The following is a 21,491-nucleotide window of genomic DNA, read 5'->3' on the forward strand; positions in this document are numbered from 1 at the left end:
GTATGTATTGGAGGGGATAAGACAGCGACAATTACCCACCATCCGGCAGTGTGAAGAGCGATTCATTCGCATCATTGCGATGCCGCCTAGCATAGCGATTAAACAGCACTCGCTTCAAGACTACAGTCAATTGTTTGGAGCCCATCATGCATAGAAATACCGCTTCCTTACCCTTGATGCTAAAGCAGCTAAGATTAGCCACGNTTGGCACGCTCTGGGAGAGCGTGGCAGATAAAGCGACTAAAGAACAATGGTCACCCCAGCAATACTTGGCTGAGTTATGCCATCAGGAGCTATTGGCACGCGAGGATAAACGTTTAGCACGCAACCTAAAAGATGCCACACTACCCATCGGGAAGCATTTAAATAACTTTGATTTTATGGCTGTCGATGGCATTAACCAAGCGACCACCTATGATTTACTTCAAGATAAAACGTGGCTGACGCGAGGTGCAAACCTCTTGCTCTTCGGAGCAAGTGGCCTGGGTAAAACACATCTCGCTAGTGCCCTTGGGTATGGGCTACTAGAGCAGGGTTATAAGGTTAAGTTCATACAGGCGACCACACTTGTACAGCAGTTGCAACTAGCTAAGCGACACCTCAAGCTACAGGACGAATTGAAAAAGCTGGATAAATATCAATTACTTATCATTGATGATGTCGGTTATGTTAGAAAATCCGAACAAGAAACTAGCGTCTTATTTGAGCTGATAGCGCACCGTTATGAACGCTTTAGTTTAGCTATTACATCCAATAAGTCGTTTGAAGAGTGGGATGAGCTATTTGACGATACCACGATGACGGTAGCAGCCATTGATCGACTCGTACATCATGCCACAATAATTCATTTTACAGGAGAGAGTTATCGCAAGAAAGAAGCACTAAAAACCCAAGACAAGGAGCAGTAAAAACCGGCCAAGTTAATTGACGCTAAACCGGACAAAGTAGTTGACGTTCTATAACTGTCGTGTATAAAATCACTTACTAACATACCAGCGCCTAAACCCATATAAACTCGACTAAAGAAGGTGGCGGCAATAGCAATCCAAATAAGCATACCGGTTAATTTCGTAGTGTTAAGAAGCACGTCCATTAAAATCTTAATGTTCATGCGTCCACGGGTAATAGCAATAACAAGCGCACCACCTGCTCCTATTGCTGATGCCTCAGAAGGTGATGTTACACCAAGAATGATACAACCTAACACTGCCATTACTAACACTGCTGGCAAAATCATATGACGTAGTGCCTTAAGCTTTTGACTCATGCTCACCCTCTCGCCATGCGGTACCGGTGGCCCCATTGTAGGGTTGATATATGAACGAATTAAAATATATATAATATAAATCGTTGCCAGTAAAAAGCCTGGCATAATACCAGCCACAAATAATTTACCTACAGAATCGCGTGATAAAAAGGCGTAAATAATCATTAACAGGCTAGGTGGGATTAGAAACCCTAAAGCTCCGCCCGCCATAATTGTCCCCATTACTATTTTTTTTTCATAACCACGCTTAATCATCGCAGGTAATGCAATCAATCCTAAACTAACTGTTGCTGCCCCAGACACACCTGCCATGGCAGCAATAATAGCGCAAATAAATACGGTGCCAACTCCTAACCCCCCGGGTATAGAGCCCATCACCTTGTAGATCATGTCAAATAAATCATCAGTAATACCAGAGCGCTCAAGAATCAATCCCATTAAAATAAATAATGGTAATGAAATAAGAATAAAATTATCCATTGTGGAATAAGCAGAGGCCAAGAGTAAGTCTAACCCTCCTGTACCAAACATCAAGTAAGCGCTTAACATACCAGAAACCATCAATGCCCACGCCAATGGAGCACCAATAGCCATCATAAACAGCATGGTTGAGAACATAATTACCGTCACAAAAAGCGGGCTCGCATCAAGTAAAAAATCAAACATGCTCATCCTCACTTATTGCCTCGGAATGACGAGGATCAACATAAGAAACATTTAAAAAACCCAAGACTGCTCGCACTAATTCAGCAAAGCTTTGCAATATTAATAAAATAACAGCAATAGGAATAATTGATTTGATGTAATACAGCGGAGGCTGCCAAATACTACGTGCAGATACTTCTTTTAGCATCCATGACTTTTGAGCAAACTCAATCGCTTGAACTAAAAAAATCACTAAAACAAATATCCCTATCGTGTAAACCAACACATCGCATAAACGTTGTAATTTGCTCGGAAACAATAAGTAAATGACATCGCTTCTCACATGACCCAAATGCTTTAAAGTGTAGCTACCAGATAAAATAGCAAAAGCACCAAAAATCATACTTGATAACTCATGACTCCATATAGTTGGTGAGTTAAAAAAATAACGAGAAACGACCTCATAAACTAACGTTAAAATTAACACTATTGCTAACCAAGCAATGATTCGGCCTATAAACTCAGAAATACCATCCTGAATTTGTAAATACTTTTCAATCATAAAAAACCATTTAGCTAAAAAATTAATAACATAACAAAGGGGCTGCATTCCAAATGCCAACCCCTTAAAATCAACTAATTAGCGACCGCGTAATTTCTTATTTTCCAAAAGGATATTAATAGCTTTAGCATTACGCTCTGATTTTGCAGCCTCCTCTTCCCAAATCTTTTCAGCTGCATCAGATAGTTTTTTTGTATCCTCTTCATTCAGCAAAGAAAAGGCAAACAATTCACCCTCACTCATAAGCTTTTTATTACCTTCATCTAACCAATTATGAATATCCTCAGCATATTGATTAACTACTTCTTTAACTAAATCTCTCTGCTTATCATTCATTTTGTCCCAGACTTTTTTATTTATAATTATTGTTTCAATCCAGCCAGGATTAAGCAAATTTAAAGAAGTGTAATTTTTGGCTACCTCATTTAATTTTAACTGCTCATACTCTAATGGGCCTCCGTATAAAACACCATCAATTACACCCGTCGATAGCCCAACATACAGCTCTTCGGCTGGTAAAAAGACAGTAGGTACATTAAACTCTTTTAACAATCTAGCCATCTGACCGGTAGAACGAATTTTCATACTTTTCAAATCTTCTAAAGAAGTCACTGGTTGCTTAGTCAATAGCTCATAGTCGCTACCATAACCACGACCAATCAATACAACTCCTTTTTCCGCATAAGACTCAGCAATAATTGGATCTAACTTTTCAAATACCTCACGTGCCTCTTCTACCGAAGTCCATGCACCTGGCAAACCCGCTTCAATGTTGCCAATATCAACCTGTCCAGGCCAATAGCTTCCAACACCATGTGCAATATCAATAGTGCCACGAGAAACCGCCTCAACGAATTGATCACTAGAAACTATCTCTCCTCCTCGGAAATACTGCATACGGATTTTGTTATCACTTTTTTCACGTAATGTGTCTTGCATATGCTTAGCCGCAGTATCCATTTCTGAACCAAAAAACGTATGAAAACGTAAGCGAATATTTTCTGCTGAAACAGAACTTGTAACCAGCGATAAAGCGGTGACTGTCAATACTGATTTGAACAAATGACTTAATTTCATTTTTGTCTCCTGAGGTTTAAATCTCTTTATAGTTAAAACGGCAAGGCATTATTGGATATTATTATGAAATTCATTTTATGTATAAGTGGCCCTACTGAACAGTGCCACTTTGCATTAATTTAATAGATCCATTCGCTTTAATTATATTAAAATCAAGACATTAGGAAGCACCAATAAAATAACTAGGGTTTATACTTGTGTCTATTCTATAAGCTTTATCAAATAGACAAAACAAAAAGTCCGCAAAATTGCATGACACAATTCTACGGACTTTTATAGAAGATAAAATAATTTAATATTAAATAAACGCTAAATACCACCCATCAGCATATATTTGGTCTCCATGTAATCATCTAATCCATATTTAGCACCCTCACGGCCAATGCCAGATTGCTTTACACCACCAAATGGCGCTGCTTCATTTGAAAGTATACCTGTGTTAACTGCTACCATCCCGTATTCTAAAGCCTCTGCTACGCGCCATACTCGGCTTAAATCGCGGCTATAAAAATAAGCAGCTAAGCCATACTCTGTATCATTAGCCATTCGAACAACATCTTCTTCATCTTTGAACCGGAACAATGGAGCTAACGGACCAAAAGTTTCTTCTTTTGCTACCTTCATCGCGGAAGTTACTTCAGTCACTACTGTAGGTTCAAAAAACAAACCACCTAAACGATGTGGTTTCCCACCCGTTGCGATTTTACCGCCCTTGGCTACCACATCATCAATATGCTCTTTAACTTTCTTTACTGCTGCTTCATCAATTAAGGGACCTTGTGTAACACCACTTATTGTTCCGTCACCAACTTGAATTCCTTCGACTGCAGCCACAAACTTTTCAGCAAAGGCATCATAAATTTCATCTTGTACATAAATACGGTTAGCACAAACACATGTCTGACCAGCATTACGATATTTGGATATGATAGCTCCCTCAACAGCAGCATCTATGTCAGCATCATTAAAAACAATAAAAGGTGCATTACCGCCTAATTCCAAAGAAACTTTTTTAATCTGATCAGAACATTGAGACATTAATAGACGTCCGACTTCTGTTGAACCTGTAAAACTGAATTTACGTACGATAGGATTAGATGTCATCTCCTTTCCAATTTCCGAGGCTGATCCAGTTATTACAGATATTAAACCCGCTGGCACTCCAGCCTCTTCAGCTAATACGCATAAAGCATAAGCTGAATAAGGAGTCTGTGCAGCCGGCTTAACAACAATTGAGCATCCCGCACCCAAAGCGGCACCCACTTTACGAGTGATCATAGCAGATGGAAAATTCCAAGGTGTAATTGCAGCGCAGACACCAACCGGCTCTTTAGTTACTACAATACGACGATCTGAAGCTGGACCTGGAATCACATCACCATAAGCTCGTTTACCCTCTTCCGCATACCACTCTAAATAAGCAGCACCGTAGGCAATTTCACCTTTAGCCTCTGCCAAAGGTTTACCCTGTTCTAGCGTCATAATACGAGCTAAATCATCTTGGTGTAGCATGACTAAATCAAACCATTTACGCAAGATAATGGCTCTTTCTTTAGCACTTTTAGCACGCCATAATTTCTGAGCACGCTCAGCAGCCTCAATCGCCCGTCGTGTTTCACGACGTCCCATCTTAGGCACTACTCCCAACAACTCTCCGTTAGCCGGATTATTAACTTCCAGCGTTTCACCGTTATCAGCATCCAACCACTGACCAGCGACATAAGCTTGTTGTCTAAATAAATCTCTACGAGATAATCCTTGCATAACTCCTCCTTGATAACGCTTCTATTTTTAAATTAAATCACAGAATTTAATTTTATCGTTTAATAACCTCTTAAAGTGGATCTACATTTAATGTCACTTTAAGGAATAATATCTAAGCCATTTATATTTTGCAATGCTATTTACTTCTATTTTTAAATAAGATTATTCTCGTAACTTCGATTTAATAATTTGTGCTAACTGCGAAAATTTAGGCTTAATGAGCTCATCAGGCACATTAGCATAGCCTAACAATAAGCCACTAGTTCGCGGCTCGGCCAGATAATACTTGCTCAATGGTCTAACCACAATATCCTCCGCTTTAGCTGCTTCAGCAATAGAAATATCATCACAACCTTTAGGTAAATGAATAACCATATGCAGCCCAGCATCTTCATTTGAAGAGATCCAATCAGAACCTAAATTTTCCACTATCGCCTCACGTAATAATGCCGAACGCTTAGCATAACGCAATCTAGCACGACGTACATGAGCAGCATAATGCCCCTCTGTGATAAAGTCAGCAAGTACTGCTTGCTCTAACAACCTGCCGTCCCGATACATTTCAGACAATCCAACTGCAAAATGAGTAACAAGATTTTCAGGTAAAACCATATAACCTAGTCTCATACCTGGATATAAAGTTTTAGAAAAGGTACCTAAATAAATCACTTTTTGATAAGAGTCTAATCCCTGCAAAGAAGCAATAGGCAAGCCAGCAAAACGAAACTCACTATCGTAGTCGTCCTCTACAATCCAGGCATCATGTGCCATAGCATAGTCGAGGATCATCCGTCGCCTAGCTAAACTCATCACGTGTCCCAAAGGATATTGATGAGATGGACTAACAAAAATCAATTTAGGAGGATTAGCAAGTTGTTCATCAGTCGGAGCAATTCCCTCTTCATCAACATTAATAGGAACGATATTAGCACCTGCCATTCTCATAACTGTAGACGCCCCCCAATAACCCGGATTTTCCATCCAAACTGTCATACCGGGATCAATTAATAAATGCGTGATCAAACTAATCGCATTATGCAATCCAGAAACCATCACTATCTGCTCAGCTGTTCCATTCACTGAACGTGAGAGGCGTAAGCGATCGATCAATGCCTTGCGTAAAGGTAAATACCCTGCACCATGTGCATAACTAAGCATTTCCGGCTCTGCATTCTGCCAATGCTTACGAAGCAATCGCAACCAAATGTCTTTTGGAAAAAGTGATACATCTGGTACTCCCGAAACAAAAGGTTGCCATTGCTCGGGTGAGGCTTGAGCAGAATTAACCATCTCTAAACCACGGACCGATAAACTTGGGGATTGACCAGCAACACCCACAATCTCCTCAACAGTTTCTGCATCGTTTGACCAATTGCCAACCGGCACGGTTTCTGAAACAAAAGTTCCGCTACCAGTCAGTGAAACAACATAACCTTCGGCCAACAATTGCTCATAAGCAAACATAATGGTATTACGTGAAACACCACAATCTGCTGCTAAAGCGCGACTTGCTGGTAATTTAACATCAGCCGCTAACTCCCCTGATAAAATCAAATCACTTAAAATTGTATAAATTTGACGAGTTAGAGGTATCTCTCCGTCACGATCCAAACGTTGCAAAATGTGTTCCTGTAATGCATCAATATGCATAAACTCCTCCTTAAATGGCTCCTTATATTTTTTCATAAATGGCTCTTTTAATGGTGCCAAATTATCTATAAGCTAAAGAAATATATTGCCTGATCCCTTCTGCGCAATAAACCATCTAAAACTTCATTCAATAATTGATTGATACATAACATGAGGAGCTATTTGAATGAAAAATGCTGAATTACTGAAACGCAAAAATGCCGCCACACCTCGTGGGGTTGGAGTTATGTGTGAATTTTATGCAGATCGTGCAAAAAATTCAGAAATTTGGGATATCGAAGGCAAACGTTATATCGACTTTGCTTGCGGTATCGCTGTTTGTAATACAGGGCATCGCCATCCACGCCTGACAAGCGCTATTCAAGCACAACTAGAACGCTTTGTTCATACAGCATATCAGGTTGTTCCTTACGAAAGCTATGTCGAATTAGCAGAAAAAATTAATAATTTGGTCCCTGGAGACTTCCCTAAAAAAACAGCATTTTTCACTACCGGTGTTGAAGCGGTTGAAAATGCAATTAAAATTGCTCGTTATGCTACGAAACGCCCACACGTAATTTCTTTTAATAACTCATTCCATGGTCGCACCCTCTTAGGCATCACTTTGACAGCCAAAGTTAATCCTTATAAAAAGGGCTTTGGACCTTTAGCTCCCAACGTTTACCATGTGCCATTCCCTAACGAGCAACAAGGTATCAGTATTGATGCAGCCAAACAGCAATTACAGACCGTGCTAAATACCAGCGTAGATCCACAACAGGTAGCCGCTATTATTATCGAACCAGTTCAAGGGGAAGGCGGTTTTAATGTGTGTCCTCCTGAATTCATGAAATTTTTACGTGAATTATGTGATCAGCATGGCATTTTATTAATAGCAGATGAAGTTCAAACAGGCTTCGGTCGTACTGGCAAACTTTTCGCTATGGAACACTACGACGTAGCTGCAGACATAACGACAATGGCTAAAAGCTTAGCTGGTGGTATGCCTTTATCAGGTATTTGTGGTCGGTCGGAAATTATGGACGCTCCTTTACCTGGTGGCCTTGGCGGTACCTACGCCGGACACCCATTAGCCATAGCTTCTGCTTTAACTGTTATCGATATAATGGAAGAAGAAGATTTATTAACTAAAGGTGCAGCTCTAGGAGATAAACTACAGTCTACTCTTAATGAACTACGTACCGAAGTACCATTCATATCTGATGTACGTGGTTTAGGCGCTATGGTAGCAGTCGAGTTTCGTTGCCCAGAGAGTCATGCTCCACAAGCAGATTTTGTCAAAAAAGTTCAGCAAACTGCTCTTTCTAATGGTTTAATTCTTCTTACTTGTGGGCCTGACGCTAACGTAATTCGATTCCTATATCCACTCACAATTAGTGATGAACTATTTGATGAAGCATTGGCCATATTGCACCAAGCTTTACTTTCTTAAAACAAAAAAGGGGGCATATAAACGTTACCCGCCCCCTTATGACTTAATCACAATACGTTATCCGACAAAATAAAGCGCTTTAATTCGCTTAGATTTAAAAAAATACAATAAGCAAATTAAGCTGATTAACGTATACAAGTACAAAGCCTTGTCTGACTCCGAAAAAAACACGGCATACAAAGTCAAAACCACTTTTGCTGCTTCAAATGCCCGCACCATATAAATAGTCATTGGTAATCTAATAACCATCAGACGATAAACTAGGAAAAAATTCAAAAAAGCCATAATAAAAAACAATATGACGATTTGACCTAGTCCTTCTGGGGCTCCAGCTAAGTTCTTTAAACCAATGAGAGCAAACATAAACAGCCCAATCCCGGCAACAATTGATATCACACAATATAAACTCAGATAAAAACCTAAACTGGGTGCTTGTTGTTCCATGAAGTCTCCAAAACTTAATATATTAATCCCTGAGTGCTTCTAGCATCGATATAAAACAGGGATCCCTAGGATCTTTATATAAGTCTCTTCTAATTTCAGCGGGATCTTGATAGCGCTTCTCAGGGTCTGGGTGCAATGCTTTGGTTATTATATACTTGGTCGACTCATACAATTCCTCATGAAACTCTACTATTATCTGCTTCTTATGAGTGAGCGCATCTACAAAAGGAATGTCTGTTTCGAGGTCATTAGCAAATGGTGGGTGTCCATGCAGTAAATAGTAATAAATAGCGCCGGCAGCATATAAGTCATTGCTTGGATGTAACTCGCCACTCAAGGCCTCTGCACTGACAAAATATAATTCATCCGGAAAATAATGAATATTTTTACCGTCGCTAAAGCTATAGTTCGCTATGACCGGAGCCAATGCATTGCTGGCAAGATTTAATATAATATACTTGGGTAATATACGATTATGCTGAACCGGTGGATGCAAACGCTTTAAGTAAATCAACCCACTGATAATACCTAAAAAAATCCCCCTGGCACCAATAAAGGATAATGGCTCATCTCGTTGGACCCGCTCCACCAAGCTTTCACCATTAACAAAATCAAGAATAGCGTAGCGGTAATTTTGCCCTCTAATACTAACCTCTCCTACGTGATCAAGCTTTACGACATTAGGATTATCTAAGCGTGCCAACACAGTCAACTCATTAGAAGCGTCTTGTAAAAAGAGCTTTAAAACTTTTGCTTCAAAATCCCCATTCCTCACTCGATAGGTTTGTGCATAATCATTCGTTGCAAAAAACGATTTAACCCTATACTGACCATCAATCACTTCATCTGCTTTAAAAAAATAATCGCTTACTGACATACACTTCCCCTTATTGACCTAGTTGGGCTACAAACTTCACTTTAACAAAGACGTCGACTCCCCTCCTGACAATATGACGATATTAGTAATTGCGATAGGTTTTAAAACTTTCTGTCGATGAATTTAATATAAAGAAAAACCTGTGTAAACATGCTGTTGCTACAATGAAAGTTAACTATGCTCAAACAAGGCTACGAAAACATGTCAACACCCTCTCGTTTTACTTTCTCTACGGCAATTGCAAAAACCAAAAGAGTCATTCAGGGCATTAGGCAGTCTTTCTTCGATAGCCCAAAAGAACAAACACTTGATACCGCAATAGGCACGCCGGAGGATACCCTTCTTGGTCATTGGAAAAAGCATATGTTCATCGCACCGGCTTTTGATGATGAGCAACTCGTAGCCAAACTGGACTACTATATTTTTACACCTGCCAGCACGCCCGAACGCCCAACCACAAAAGGCATGCCTCTCGTCGTTATGCTGCATGGCTGCTCACAAACTGCCAAAGATTTTGCCGCGGGGACTCAGATGAACTTTTTGGCTCAACAGGAAGGGTTTGTCGTACTCTACCCGCAGCAAAGTATTTCTTACAATTTAGGAAAGTGCTGGCGTTGGTATGATTTAGACGACTCAAAAGGTGTAGCGGAAGCACATACCATTATGAAGATTATCCAAAGCACCATCAGCATGCATGAGCTCGAGCCAACAAAGGTATTTATTGCCGGGATGTCTGCCGGCGCCGGTATGGCTTCGATCATCGCTGCGATATATCCCGGAAAAATCCAGGCTATCGCACTTCATAGTGGGCCTGCCCTTGCGATTGCTCATAATATGAAAAGCGGGCTTAGCCTATTAAAAAATGGTTTTGACGATAGCGATGAGAAGTCCATTGCCAATTTAGCGCCCTTTGCACACAAGGAATCTCATGAAACGCCCACGATCATCATTTATGGTCAAGAAGATAATGTGGTCCATGTTAATAATTCTGATGCCTTAAGCAAACAATTTTTATATTTAAATAATATAAAACTAAACACCAAAGGCTTGGTCACAAAACATTTTTCCGGCACTGACAAAGAATACACACAGACTGAATACAAAGACGGGCAACACACTATTGTCAACATACTACGTGTTAAACATCTTAGCCATGCCTGGTCAGGAGGAGACAGTCAATACCCTTTTCACACTGATAAAGGACCTCAGGCCAGTCGACTTATTTGGGACTTTTTCAAAGAAAGCCTAGCACAGTCAAAAACTAACGCTTGAGAGTTAAAAGATAGGATTTTTGCTCTTGAGTGATTCGAAAGCTTTCGCGCGCTTTTTGTATGGTTTTATTGTGCACCCAAGGCGTAAGGCGCAGCTCCTGCAAATAGGGAATGGTCTCAGCCCACTGCTTGGCTAATGCAGTAGCATAAAACCATGCAAGCGCCATATTGACGTAATACTCGTCAGAGCGTATAGCCGCAGGAATCTCTAAATACTCTGCTTTAAAAGCATCATCTAAATAGTGACTCATCAGCATCACAATAGCAAAACGACAACTATATACATGCGCTGATTTAGAATAGAAATAAATTTTATCAATCAATTGATGACGATTTTTCTTAAAAACCTTAGGTGACAAAATATCGCACACGGCCCAATTATCAATATAAGGCAAGAAGTTCTCTACGGCCTCTAAACAGTCTTCATAGCTTTTTTGTTCAGAAATTAAAATCGCATGCAGCATATTCTCATCATAATATTGATGCGGTAGGCTCTTTAAAAACAGCGATGACTCACGCTCCGTCGCGTAGTGCTCAGCGAACCTACGCAATTCAGGGACCCGAACCCCAATAAAGACCTCCTTAGGCAGAGTAGGAATTAAACCACTCTGAAACTTGGCATAGCCTTTATCTTGTAATTCAAAAAGACGTGATGTAATGGTCAGCACAACTAACTCCTAATAGGTTTCGTAGCGTTAAATAATGATAAACGATGACGTATGTCTCACCAAAACAACTAATTTATTTCAATTGATTTCCAACACTAACTGCCTAATCAGCATATAAATCCCTCTAAATACAATGACCTACAGATATTAACATCAAATAGTCTGTTTGAGCTTTACTTACAAAACTAACAACCCCACTACTCGAAAGGACACTATGCTTGGGTCACTCAAACGATTTTATGGAGGCAAAATGAGAGCGATTATTTTGATTGCGAGTCTTTCTCTTTTAGTGTTAACCGGCTGTGTACACACGCATGGCCATTGGGGCTATGATGACCGTCCTAGGTATTCAAAGAAACACAGTCATAATAAGCACTATAACCAACGTAAATATAAACGTCCAAAACATCATCATGTTCACAAACGCTCACGTGTATAGGCTAAAAGACACCATCATAAGCGACGATAGTCTCATAGTTATTCTACCTTTATCCTTGGTTGGGCACTGAGGATTTTGTCATCTAAGGAAGCTGCGATAATTCAACAACCTCTATAATTTAAGGCTAAAACAATTTGAGATAAGCTTAGGGTTTATATCTTAGATTTTACAGCCTAAATAATACATATTAAAAGCATCTAATTATTGCAACCCCTTCCCTAGCATTAACCTCAATCCAATAGGAGAATTTATACGTCTGAACAGTGGCTTACTTCCCTCATCAGCGAAACACCGCAAGAAGGTTTTGAACTAACCATGACACTAAGTCATCGTGGAGTCAAGTCAACTCAATCAGTTCCTGAAGTCTTACATAGATTACGAGCTGACTACGCAAATGACGCCAATGGCCTTACTACTGCTTCTCAAGTCATTGCTATCAACCTCCTGTAGATAGCTGACTGGTGATAAAAAAAGACAGTTCAATTTGCTATGAACTGTCTTTTTTTGTGTATGCAACGCTTTATTAACGCTAATTCCTCAACAAATACGCCGTCATAACCCGTCGTCGCAATCGCCTCCAGCAAACTCTCTTTAGTCACCTTTTCCTCTGCTACAACGCGTGCCTTATTATCTTTTAGGCTCGCTTTAACCGTATTTACGCCATCAACCTTTAACAATGCCTTTCTAACCATGGCCGTGCAAAGAGGACAATGCATGCCGTCAACTTGGATGACATAACTTTGCTCTGCACCATTAATGCTAAGCGCAGCTAAGATCGCCATAAGAAGATTATTCATATTGATAAAATATCCCCATTATTTCCGGGTAAAACAAAAGCACAACCAACCCTAAAAAAGCAAGTACGACGATAAATAAACTACGCCCTCTCAAGCCTCGTTTTACGCCACAGCTTTTTCTATAGAATCTCGCCCAAATAAACATAGCAAAACAAAGAAAAGCAAGCACACTAAAGGCTAATCGATACTTTTCAAGCGGCCCTAACACTGCCAACAATCCAAATGATGAACCGAACAGTAAAAAAAGCAGTGCCGGTAGACAGCAAAATGTGGCAGCGATTGCACTAGCAAAGGCACCGACTAAATAATATCGTGATAACTTTTTTGAGGCTTTTTGCTCATTATTTATCGAAGTAATAATGTCGCTACCTTCATTAAATTTCTACGGATTTATACTCATAAGCAAAGTCACTTGGCGAGTAGTAGTCCTGCACATTATCATCGACTTCAGCATAAGGATAACCAAAATTATTTAATGGATGCTCATAAGGTCTTGGTTTTAATGCAAAGTCACGGCCCCAGTTATAAGCTATCCAGCACATTTCCCAATGGCCAAATAAATATTCGCGGAGCTGGATAATTTTGCTATCATCATTTGTCAAATTCTCTGCTAAACGGACTTTAGTCACATCACCCGGATCGCATGGAATCCATCCATAGCCCTTAAGATAAAACTCTGCACGACAGTGCTGTGAACCGCTAATCGTCGCTACACCATCTTTGCCGCTACCCATGGCCGGACTAAAGCGACTCTCGCCCACTCGAATACCAAAGACCTCACGACAAGGAATCCCAACACTACGACACAGCGCAACGAATACTGAGCTAATATCAGTGCATTTACCTAATAACTTACCTGATTCAAGCAAGGCTTTGGCATCGCCAACACCACACCCAATCACACTTTCATCACGGGTCATGTTATTTGCTACCCAGTCAAAAATGGCTCTAGCTCGTTCGAGATCACCCTTAATGCCTTGAATAATCTCCTCTGCTTTTTCTTTAACCACCCCATCTATTTGGATATGACGGGTAGGCTGCAAGTACTCTTGAAACTCTGGACCAAGCACCTCACTTTCATCATAATTGACCTTAGAAAAGTCAGTTTGACGCTCCTGTGTTGTTATGGTGAAAGTAGTTGTCAAACTGGCAGGCTTATCATTAAAGGTTGCGTAAAGCGTGGGAATGTCGAAATCACTTTGATAAATTTCATCATAATTTCCGCTATTAGAGATAAGGCTTTTTAGTTGCTGATAGTCACTATTTAAAGGTAAGGGTATCCACAGCCTGGTTACCTTACCCCGCTCTTGAATAGCGTGGTTGAGCGTAACTTCGAACGTTCGCTCTGTTGAGTGTGCCTTAACAGGCTGCTTGTTGTTTTTGTCAGTAGATGAAAAACCTAGACTGGGTAGTAAGAGAGCACTACCGGCGGCGCCAACTTTAAAAAAGTCGCGTCGTTTCAGATGGGATGTCATGATAGATCCTTGTATATATTAACCAAAACTTGGTATAAAATCGCTTAGGATATTTGAAACACCCTAAGCGTACATACTGCTATCCCCTCTAGAATAAGAGAAGGTAGCGAATCTATGATGATAACAAAAATTACTTCTCAGCAGCTAACTTCAAAACAACACGCGCAAGATAATCCAGTAACCAGCCAATCAAACTAATAACCACAATCGCTGCGGTTAATTCGCTATAGGCTAAACGCTCTTTAGCATCAATAATAAAATAACCTAGGCCTTCTTCGACACCAAGCATCTCTGCGGGCACCAAAACAACCCATAAGACCGCTAAGCTCAGTCGCAAACCGGTCAATGCCATCACAAACACTGCCGGTAAAATAATGGTTTTTAATATTTCCCAACGCGTTGCTGCTAATGATTTACCAAGCTCCATAAAGGTAGGCGTGATTTGCTTAACGCCGACACTGGTATTGAGTAATACAGGCCAAACCCCGGCAATAGCCAATAAAAATAGGATAGGCTCATTACCCGTACCGAAAATCAGCACGGCAATAGGCATCCAAGCCAAAGGTGATACCATTCTGAGCAGCTGAAAGGTCATCACGCTCATCATCTCGAAGCTTTTTGAAAGTCCAAGCAGCAAACCAACCGGTACACCAACCACGATGGCAAAAACCAAACCAAAAAACACTCTCAGAACACTAGCGATAATATGTGGAAAAACCTCCCCACTCCTAATCAGTTGCAGTAACTGAAAGGCTGTTGGGATAGGAGCCAACGCGGCCGCTTCCGGATCCGTCGTTTGTAGCCATAGCGCTGTCAACTGCCAAATAGTAAGTAAAAAGCACACGCCTACAGCAGGATAATAATAGGGTCGTAATTTCTTTTGCATACTAAGCGGCACTGACTGATTCATTTGTTGGCAAGCGCTTTAACTCCCTAGATTCTTCCGGAGCCACGGGTGCACATGCTTTTTGCAATGCAAGGAAAATAGCGTATCGTAACTCTTTTTGCTTATCAAGATCGTCACACAACGTATCATCTAGCTGCCATTCAGCAGCAATACCCGCAGGATGCCCTCCTAGCAGAATGATACGATCACCCACTGCCATCGCCTCATCAATGTTATGGGTAACCATTAATGCCGCTGCTTGATGGCGTTTAATTGTTCTGCGCAGAATCTTCTGCATATCTTGACGCGTATTAAGATCGAGAGCGCCCAATGGCTCATCCAACAACAATAACTCCGGCTCCCGTGCCAATGCGCGTGCCAATGCCGCTCCCTGAGCCATGCCGCCGGAAAGCGCAGACGGATACTTTTTGGCCGCATGAGTCAGACCAACCTCAAACAGCGCCTTGCTCACTCGCTCAGTAATTTCAGCCTTGCTAATACTTGGTTGGCACTTAAAATCCAAACCATAAGCGACATTACGCTCCACATTTAACCAAGGTAATAAAGCAGCTTGTTGAAAAACGAAAGCTGCTTTGGGGTGTGGTTTATCTAACTTTTCACCAAAAATTTTAATACGACCACTTTGCTTGGCTTCTAAACCTGCTAAGACCTTTAAAAATGAAGATTTACCAACTCCACTCGGACCTATTAAAATGACAATTTCATTTTTTTTTAATTGTTAAGTCTAAATTTGCTAATATTGCCCTACCACCAAAACTCAAGCCTACGCCACGCGCCTGCAAGATCTCTGGATTGTAAATTTTCGCCATTATTTTATTATGTTCCTCACTACTTTAAGTATGATATTTTAAATAAGAAATAGTTTATACCTATCAATTATCTCAATTAAATAGTTGGATTTCAACAACACAACAACTGGCTGTGCCAGAATGAGAAAACTAAAACGACATGGCAATCACACAAAATCTATATAAAACTTTATATAAGCTTGCTGCTCATCATAGCCAGCATCAAAAAATGCTTTTAACTCTTCTTCACTCACAGCACCTTTGTTTTGCATAGCGGCTTGAGTAAATGTCGCTAAAGCATTGAACTTAGCATCAGATAGCGGTGTGGTATTACGCAATGCATCAATCTCAGACTGCTCAAGTAATTTCTTTTTGACACTTAATGCTGTGTGACCAGCCACACAAAAGCCACATTTATTTAACGTAGCCGCGGTAATTTGTACAACCTCTCGTTCAGCAGCAGATAATGAAGTACGACCATTAATAGCACCTACCTCTTGGTACATCTCCAATGCAGCAGGAGCACCCGCCAGTACACCGATTAAGTTTGGTAGGAAGCCATTAAGTTGCTGTGCTTTTTCAACACGTGCTTTGGCGTCAGCTGGGGCAGATTCAACTGTATGTATTGTTAAACGGCTCATTTCATATATTCCAAAAAATTGATAGTTAATAACGTAATAACATGGTAATCAATTTCATATATTTTGAAAAATGATTAAAATCTATTTTTTTATCGCAATTTAGCATATAGAAAATCGTAATACCTGTGAGTATTACTTAAAAGCAGGATATTTCAGAACAAGACGCACAATAAGAATTAACATCAGCAACCAAGCCATGTAAATCGTGAGGATTAGCGGCTCACCTCCCAATCGATGAAACCGCTAATATTTGAAGGTTTGAAGATTAGTCTCTTGAGAAAAATTGACCGTCAAAATCTACCGTGATGAGGTTACCGTCTAATTCGCCCATACCCGGTGAATTTTGAGGCATACCCGGCGCTGCTACACCCTTGACAGAAGAATCAGCTAATAAGTTATGCACGACATTTGCCGGTACATGGCCTTCAACCAGTTGACCTGTTTCTTCAAAAATCGCTGTATGACAAGAAGCAAGCTCCATAGGCACGCCCAACTTATGCTTAATCATCGCCATGGATGATGACTTGATGGCATTGACGTTAAAACCTGCTTCCCGCATATGCTCAACCCAACCGGAACAACAACCGCAATTAGGATCTTGATAAACAGTCACGGTTTGTACTGTTGCTTGAGCTGCGTAAGGAACGATTGCAAGCGCAACCATCGCTAACCATTTTTTCATAAAACTCTCCAAAAAAGGTTTCTTTTGAACGGCATAATTTTACATTGCTACACTAACGTCACGTATTGCTCTTAATCAATAGTCTCTTACATCAGGAAACACGCAAAAAACCCACACACCGAGATGAGCGGGTTTGATTATTTGTAGCTAATACGGCCGTTAAAAATGCTTAACGAGTTTGGTCACAATAGATACTGACCGCAGTCGCCTGCTCCATACGCTTCACGTAGCTTCTAACGTTGCTTGGATAGTCCACACCCTCGACAATACTTAAAGTGCGAAGTAATGGAAAAATAAAGAAATCACCTTCGGCTAATTCATTGTAGTCAGCGAGCACCGGATCAAGCTTAGCTAAGTGTGTTTCAACTTCTTTGATTAACTCCGGGGTCTTGGCTAATAGGTCATTAAAGTTACCAAAATTTTTAGACTGACGTGCATAAAACGCCTCACGCGCCTCCGTTGTAGCAAACTCAGGCAAATCAGCTTGTGTCAAACGGGGAATAGCCAGTTTAAATACGGTCATGGCAGCCGTATCCCACCACGCCTTAAACGGGTCCTCTTCTTTTAACGGGGCGACAATTTTGTCTCCATACTGCCCATCAATATAATGCACAATATCCATACTCTCCGCCATATGGCTACCATCCGTCTTTTCAAGAATAGGCGTCGTCTTTTTGCCAACTAATTTACTTGGACCATCGACATCATTTTCTAAAAAATACTGTAACTCCAGAGGAATATTCTTAAGAGCAAAAATCATCCTTGCCCTAGCACAAAAAGGACAGTGATCATAAACATACAATTTCACTAAATCATCTCCTAATGCACTTAAGATGTTATGGCACAAAAACTATTAAGCAATGTTTTCGACAATACCGCCTTCGACGCGCAAGGCCACACCGGTCGTCGCGCTGGCTTGCGCTGAAGCGACATACACACACATATTCGCCACTTCTTCAGGACTGGCAAAACGGAACAATACAGTAAAAGGACGATTTTCTCTGAGCAAAATAGACTCCATCTCATCGACAGCCACACCACGCTCAGTACCTAAATCAGCCACCACGCCGCTAGCATCAGTTCGACCCGCATCAGCATTTACTTTGGCAACGGCTTCATCAACACGTGCTTGAGTACGACCAACAATAATTCAAATCAAAACTAAGCAAAACGAAAAGCAGAAATCCTTGTTTGCATCACGCGCTCGGAGTAAATCTTTTCGCCCATCGATTCGTGACCGGCACCGGCAGCGACAAGTAAAGGAATCAAGTGCTCTTCACCGCCTCTGGGATGACATTGATGTGCATGAGGTGCAGCAGTCCAATTCGTTAATAGCGCTTCACGCTCTGCAGCCGGACTTTCAATCGCAGCGGTTAACCAGGCATCAAACTCATCCGATAACTCTGAGAAACGCGCATCACCATAAGCCCGCATATTGTGAAAACTCATGCCACTACCGATGATTAATATATTCTTATCACGCAATGTTGCTAACGCCTTGCCCATCTCAATGTGCGCACCGGGATCTAAATCTTCACGAAGTGATAGCTGCACAATAGGAATATCGGCTTTGGGAAAAACCAGCTTCAATGGAATAAACACCCCATGGTCATACCCTCTGCTTGGGTTAATGTCACTATTCAAACCATGACTACTAATTAAGTCACTTATCTCTTTTGCTAATTCCTGCTCACCCGGCGCCGGATAAGTTAATTCATACGTATGCTGCGGGAAGCCATAATAGTCATAAATCAATGCCGGTTTAGCACTGCCAGTCACACTAAATTGTGGTTGCAACCAATGTGCTGAAATCAAGACAATCGCTTTAGGACGCTGCGGTAACGTTGACGCTACATTCTTTAAAAAATCGCCCATACCTACCCAGGTATCGACCGGATTCCAGTCCATAAAGAAACATGGACCACCACCGTGAGGGATAAACCAGACCGGTTGGCGTTTATTATTGTTGCTCATCTCAATTCTCCTTTAATGTGATTGTTATCAGTATAGTTCCCATTTATACTGACAACAACAAGTTAAAAAGCACTAACACCTCCTACTTTTAGTGTGAGGCTAGCAAAGAGTTTAGAAAATGGATCGTATTACCAGTATGAGAGTTTTTGTGCGTGCCGCGAGCGTCGGCAGCATATCGGCCGCTGCACGACATATCGGCATGTCAGCGGCAATGGCCACTAAGCATATCGATGCGTTGGAGTTGCGCTTAGGCGTCAAACTATTCCACCGCACCACTAAGCGTCGAAGCTTAACCTTAACAGAAGCAGGTAACCACTATTTAGACGCTTGCGAACGCATCTTGGCTGACATTGACGAAGCGGAAGCAGCTGTCAGTTCGCAGCGTATCAAAGCCAACGGTCTCTTACGAATGAACATACCAGTCTCATTTGGCAGCCGTTTCATTGCGCCACGTATTTTGGAGTTTAGTCATCGCCACCCTGAAGTAAAAATAGAATTAGGCTTAAGCGATGCACAACTGGATATTATCGCCGGTAGCTGGGATTTAGCCATTCGTATTGGGCAACTGAAAGACAGCCCATTAAAAACTCGGCGCTTAGGGGATAGCTTTATGCGAGTGTGCGCATCAGCGGATTATTTAGATAATCGCGGCATTCCTCGCAGTGTCAATGACCTAACCCAACACAACTGTCTAAGTTATACTCTCTCCGACATGCAAAACAGCGAGCATTGGGTCTTTGGTAAAAAAGGCGAATATAAAGTGCCGATCAGTGGCGATCTCGTCGCTAATAGTGGGGATGCATTACTTGCTGCTGCAGTAGCCGGTCAAGGCGTGATTTACCAGCCTCACTTTATTGTTGGTGAAGCCTTGAATCAGGGAAAACTAGTTGATTTAGTGCTGGATAAACCTGTCATGGACATTGGCGGTATCCATGTGATCTATCCACCTGACCGCCACCCTCCGGCTAAGGTGCGGGTAATGATTGATTACTTAGTGGAGGTATTTGGCAAGAATCCGCCTTGATGGGACTGGACGCTCACTCTCACTACACTTCTTTTTTGGGATAGTCAAACAACACCTTCTGTAAGTTATTTTGTCTGATCTCAGTCCAATTACTCACATCAAATGTCAGTTCAGCCATCGCACATGTCGGCATATGCTCTATGTCACTAGTGAACATCAAAAGAAAATCATTTAGCTCCGGAAAATGACCTACTAGCATGACGTAGTCTAGGTCATTATCAAAGGCCTGAACTGTTTCTAACAAATACTCGGATTGGCAGGCATAAAGCCTATCATCAAGCAGAATATCTTCCTGTGGGTATCCTAACTCTTTAGCAATAGATTGGGCCGTTATCGTGGTACGTACCGCTGAGCTGGCAACAATACGATCCGGTTCTACCTGCCGGCTAAGTAGCCGCTGGCCCATGATGATCACATCCCGTTTACCGCGTTTATTCAGCGGTCTAACTTTGTCACTTAGCGTCGGATCATCCCAACTGGATTTAGCGTGTCGAACTAGCAATAATGTTTTCATTCATCTTTTCTTATCTCTTCTTGGAATGGATACAATTTTAACACCCTTCCTAAGCACAAAGCCTCAGTTGACATCCTCCCCGCCCTAAAGAACGGGGATTCCTACGGCGTTCAGGCGACCATCGCCTGACTCGCTTCGGTGGGTTCTTGGCCCGACGCCCTTACCTACAGGCGAAGTCTCTGCACAAGCTAACCGGGCGTGTCCCGCCCTTAACACATTGATCGCGCCGACTACGTCAGCGTTTTCCTCAAAATCACAGTCCATACACTTGAAGCACGCTTGGCTACGCCTACTCTCCTTGGCAACGTAGCCGCAGCAGGGACAAGTCCGGCTGGTGTTTCTGGGGTTCACTGCAAGGAGCTCTCCACCTAGCCAAGTCAGTTTGTATTCCAACTGACGTCGGAACTCGAACCAGCTTTGATCGAGAATCGCTTTATTTAGGCCGGACTTGGNTTTCACGTTTTTTCCCGGTAGGGCAAGGGTGCCAGAAGCGGACTTGGACATATTCCGAACCGGCAAATCCTCGATACACACCATCGCGTGGTTTTGGCTGATAGCTGTCGTGGCTTTGTGCAGGTAGTCGCGCCGGGAAT

At 41.6% G+C, this 21,491-nt stretch carries 24 protein-coding genes and 1 pseudogene; 6 read left to right on the forward strand and 19 right to left on the reverse strand.

Annotated elements, in window-relative coordinates; all coding sequences use genetic code 11:
• The first annotated feature begins 176 nt into the window (after positions 1 to 176).
• Complete coding sequence (gene istB, locus B092_RS0108180; protein WP_425311476.1) at positions 177 to 908, forward strand: IS21-like element helper ATPase IstB; 732 nt, start codon at positions 177 to 179, stop codon at positions 906 to 908.
• Here istB and B092_RS14020 read toward each other — a convergent pair.
• From B092_RS14020 to pdxR, 5 genes are all read right to left on the reverse strand, one after another.
• Positions 863 to 1,933 (reverse strand): TRAP transporter large permease, encoded by a 1,071-nt coding sequence (locus B092_RS14020; RefSeq protein WP_018574752.1) that lies wholly within the window; start codon positions 1,931 to 1,933, stop codon positions 863 to 865. The genes istB and B092_RS14020 overlap by 46 nt on opposite strands.
• Positions 1,926 to 2,474, reverse strand: a complete 549-nt coding sequence (locus B092_RS0108190) for a TRAP transporter small permease subunit (protein ID WP_040608346.1) — start codon at positions 2,472 to 2,474, stop codon at positions 1,926 to 1,928. Before B092_RS0108190 ends, B092_RS14020 begins: the two co-directional genes overlap by 8 nt.
• Before the next feature lie 78 nt (positions 2,475 to 2,552).
• Positions 2,553 to 3,551, reverse strand: a complete 999-nt coding sequence (gene dctP, locus B092_RS0108195) for a TRAP transporter substrate-binding protein DctP (RefSeq protein WP_018574754.1) — start codon at positions 3,549 to 3,551, stop codon at positions 2,553 to 2,555.
• Positions 3,552 to 3,860: 309 nt separating this feature from the next.
• Positions 3,861 to 5,315 (reverse strand): NADP-dependent succinate-semialdehyde dehydrogenase, encoded by a 1,455-nt coding sequence (gene gabD / locus B092_RS0108200; RefSeq protein WP_018574755.1) that lies wholly within the window; start codon positions 5,313 to 5,315, stop codon positions 3,861 to 3,863.
• 162 nt (positions 5,316 to 5,477) lie between these two features.
• Complete coding sequence (gene pdxR / locus B092_RS14025; RefSeq protein WP_018574756.1) at positions 5,478 to 7,001, reverse strand: MocR-like pyridoxine biosynthesis transcription factor PdxR; 1,524 nt, start codon at positions 6,999 to 7,001, stop codon at positions 5,478 to 5,480.
• A gap of 130 nt (positions 7,002 to 7,131) precedes the next feature.
• Here pdxR and gabT point away from each other — a divergent pair, with 130 nt between their 5' ends.
• Positions 7,132 to 8,397 (forward strand): 4-aminobutyrate--2-oxoglutarate transaminase, encoded by a 1,266-nt coding sequence (gabT, locus tag B092_RS0108210; RefSeq protein WP_018574757.1) that lies wholly within the window; start codon positions 7,132 to 7,134, stop codon positions 8,395 to 8,397.
• Between the two features lie 57 nt (positions 8,398 to 8,454).
• On the opposite strand, the gene B092_RS0108215 is transcribed toward gabT, so the two are convergent.
• Together B092_RS0108215 and B092_RS0108220 are read right to left on the reverse strand one after the other, a co-directional pair.
• The gene (locus tag B092_RS0108215; RefSeq protein ID WP_018574758.1) at positions 8,455 to 8,841 is read right to left on the reverse strand and encodes a hypothetical protein; all 387 of its coding nucleotides are present in this window, start codon (positions 8,839 to 8,841) and stop codon (positions 8,455 to 8,457) included.
• Positions 8,842 to 8,863: 22 nt separating this feature from the next.
• On the reverse strand, positions 8,864 to 9,718 hold the full coding sequence (locus tag B092_RS0108220) for a serine/threonine protein kinase (protein WP_018574759.1): 855 nt from the start codon (positions 9,716 to 9,718) through the stop codon (positions 8,864 to 8,866).
• A 201-nt stretch (positions 9,719 to 9,919) separates the two neighbouring features.
• Between B092_RS0108220 and B092_RS0108225 the strand changes: the two genes are divergently transcribed.
• Positions 9,920 to 10,990, forward strand: coding sequence for an extracellular catalytic domain type 1 short-chain-length polyhydroxyalkanoate depolymerase (locus tag B092_RS0108225; protein WP_160115317.1), 1,071 nt, complete (start codon positions 9,920 to 9,922; stop codon positions 10,988 to 10,990).
• Here the strand turns inward: B092_RS0108225 and B092_RS0108230 are convergent.
• Positions 10,980 to 11,657, reverse strand: coding sequence for a DNA alkylation repair protein (locus tag B092_RS0108230; protein ID WP_018574761.1), 678 nt, complete (start codon positions 11,655 to 11,657; stop codon positions 10,980 to 10,982). The two genes, B092_RS0108225 and B092_RS0108230, sit on opposite strands and share 11 nt — an antisense overlap.
• Positions 11,658 to 11,907: 250 nt before the next feature.
• On the opposite strand from B092_RS0108230, the gene B092_RS15415 reads away from it, so the two are divergent.
• Together B092_RS15415 and B092_RS15120 are read left to right on the forward strand one after the other, a co-directional pair.
• Positions 11,908 to 12,096 carry a hypothetical protein gene (locus B092_RS15415; protein WP_156813066.1) on the forward strand — a complete coding sequence of 63 codons (189 nt, stop codon included), beginning with the start codon at positions 11,908 to 11,910 and terminating at the stop codon, positions 12,094 to 12,096.
• A gap of 246 nt (positions 12,097 to 12,342) precedes the next feature.
• Positions 12,343 to 12,546, forward strand: coding sequence for a hexameric tyrosine-coordinated heme protein (locus B092_RS15120; RefSeq protein WP_083907502.1), 204 nt, complete (start codon positions 12,343 to 12,345; stop codon positions 12,544 to 12,546).
• Positions 12,547 to 12,575: 29 nt separating this feature from the next.
• Here B092_RS15120 and B092_RS14030 read toward each other — a convergent pair whose 3' ends face one another.
• From B092_RS14030 to B092_RS0108275, 9 genes and pseudogenes are all read right to left on the reverse strand, one after another.
• On the reverse strand, positions 12,576 to 12,893 hold the full coding sequence (locus B092_RS14030) for a heavy-metal-associated domain-containing protein (protein WP_051077727.1): 318 nt from the start codon (positions 12,891 to 12,893) through the stop codon (positions 12,576 to 12,578).
• Positions 12,894 to 13,267: 374 nt separating this feature from the next.
• Positions 13,268 to 14,368: a transglutaminase-like domain-containing protein gene (locus B092_RS0108240; RefSeq protein WP_018574763.1), complete on the reverse strand. Its 1,101-nt coding sequence runs from the start codon at positions 14,366 to 14,368 to the stop codon at positions 13,268 to 13,270.
• Positions 14,369 to 14,498: 130 nt separating this feature from the next.
• Positions 14,499 to 15,278, reverse strand: a complete 780-nt coding sequence (locus B092_RS0108245) for an ABC transporter permease (protein WP_018574764.1) — start codon at positions 15,276 to 15,278, stop codon at positions 14,499 to 14,501.
• Positions 15,256 to 15,975 carry an ABC transporter ATP-binding protein gene (locus tag B092_RS14035; RefSeq protein WP_115061954.1) on the reverse strand — a complete coding sequence of 240 codons (720 nt, stop codon included), beginning with the start codon at positions 15,973 to 15,975 and terminating at the stop codon, positions 15,256 to 15,258. Before B092_RS14035 ends, B092_RS0108245 begins: the two co-directional genes overlap by 23 nt.
• A gap of 255 nt (positions 15,976 to 16,230) precedes the next feature.
• Entirely contained in the window at positions 16,231 to 16,704 is a 474-nt protein-coding gene (locus B092_RS0108255; RefSeq protein WP_018574767.1) for a carboxymuconolactone decarboxylase family protein, read from the reverse strand.
• Between the two features lie 265 nt (positions 16,705 to 16,969).
• Entirely contained in the window at positions 16,970 to 17,386 is a 417-nt protein-coding gene (locus B092_RS0108260) for a DUF411 domain-containing protein (RefSeq protein ID WP_018574768.1), read from the reverse strand.
• A gap of 169 nt (positions 17,387 to 17,555) precedes the next feature.
• Positions 17,556 to 18,194, reverse strand: a complete 639-nt coding sequence (gene grxB, locus B092_RS0108265; RefSeq protein WP_026253680.1) for a glutaredoxin 2 — start codon at positions 18,192 to 18,194, stop codon at positions 17,556 to 17,558.
• 45 nt (positions 18,195 to 18,239) lie between these two features.
• Positions 18,240 to 18,359 (reverse strand): annotated as a pseudogene (locus B092_RS16125) (oxidoreductase); the annotation flags it as partial.
• Between the two features lie 188 nt (positions 18,360 to 18,547).
• Positions 18,548 to 19,360 carry a DODA-type extradiol aromatic ring-opening family dioxygenase gene (locus B092_RS0108275; protein ID WP_018574771.1) on the reverse strand — a complete coding sequence of 271 codons (813 nt, stop codon included), beginning with the start codon at positions 19,358 to 19,360 and terminating at the stop codon, positions 18,548 to 18,550.
• A gap of 118 nt (positions 19,361 to 19,478) precedes the next feature.
• Between B092_RS0108275 and B092_RS0108280 the strand changes: the two genes are divergently transcribed.
• Positions 19,479 to 20,384, forward strand: coding sequence for a LysR family transcriptional regulator (locus tag B092_RS0108280; RefSeq protein WP_018574772.1), 906 nt, complete (start codon positions 19,479 to 19,481; stop codon positions 20,382 to 20,384).
• Positions 20,385 to 20,406: 22 nt separating this feature from the next.
• Here B092_RS0108280 and B092_RS0108285 read toward each other — a convergent pair whose 3' ends face one another.
• Positions 20,407 to 20,898 (reverse strand): SixA phosphatase family protein, encoded by a 492-nt coding sequence (locus tag B092_RS0108285; protein WP_018574773.1) that lies wholly within the window; start codon positions 20,896 to 20,898, stop codon positions 20,407 to 20,409.
• An 84-nt stretch (positions 20,899 to 20,982) separates the two neighbouring features.
• Positions 20,983 to 21,435 (reverse strand): RNA-guided endonuclease InsQ/TnpB family protein, encoded by a 453-nt coding sequence (locus B092_RS0108290; RefSeq protein WP_425311477.1) that lies wholly within the window; start codon positions 21,433 to 21,435, stop codon positions 20,983 to 20,985.
• Between the last annotated feature and the right edge of the window lie 56 nt (positions 21,436 to 21,491).

Origin of the sequence: Oligella ureolytica DSM 18253 (assembly GCF_000373745.1) — a bacterium.
GTDB classification, from domain to species: Bacteria; Pseudomonadota; Gammaproteobacteria; order Burkholderiales; family Burkholderiaceae_B; genus Oligella; species Oligella ureolytica.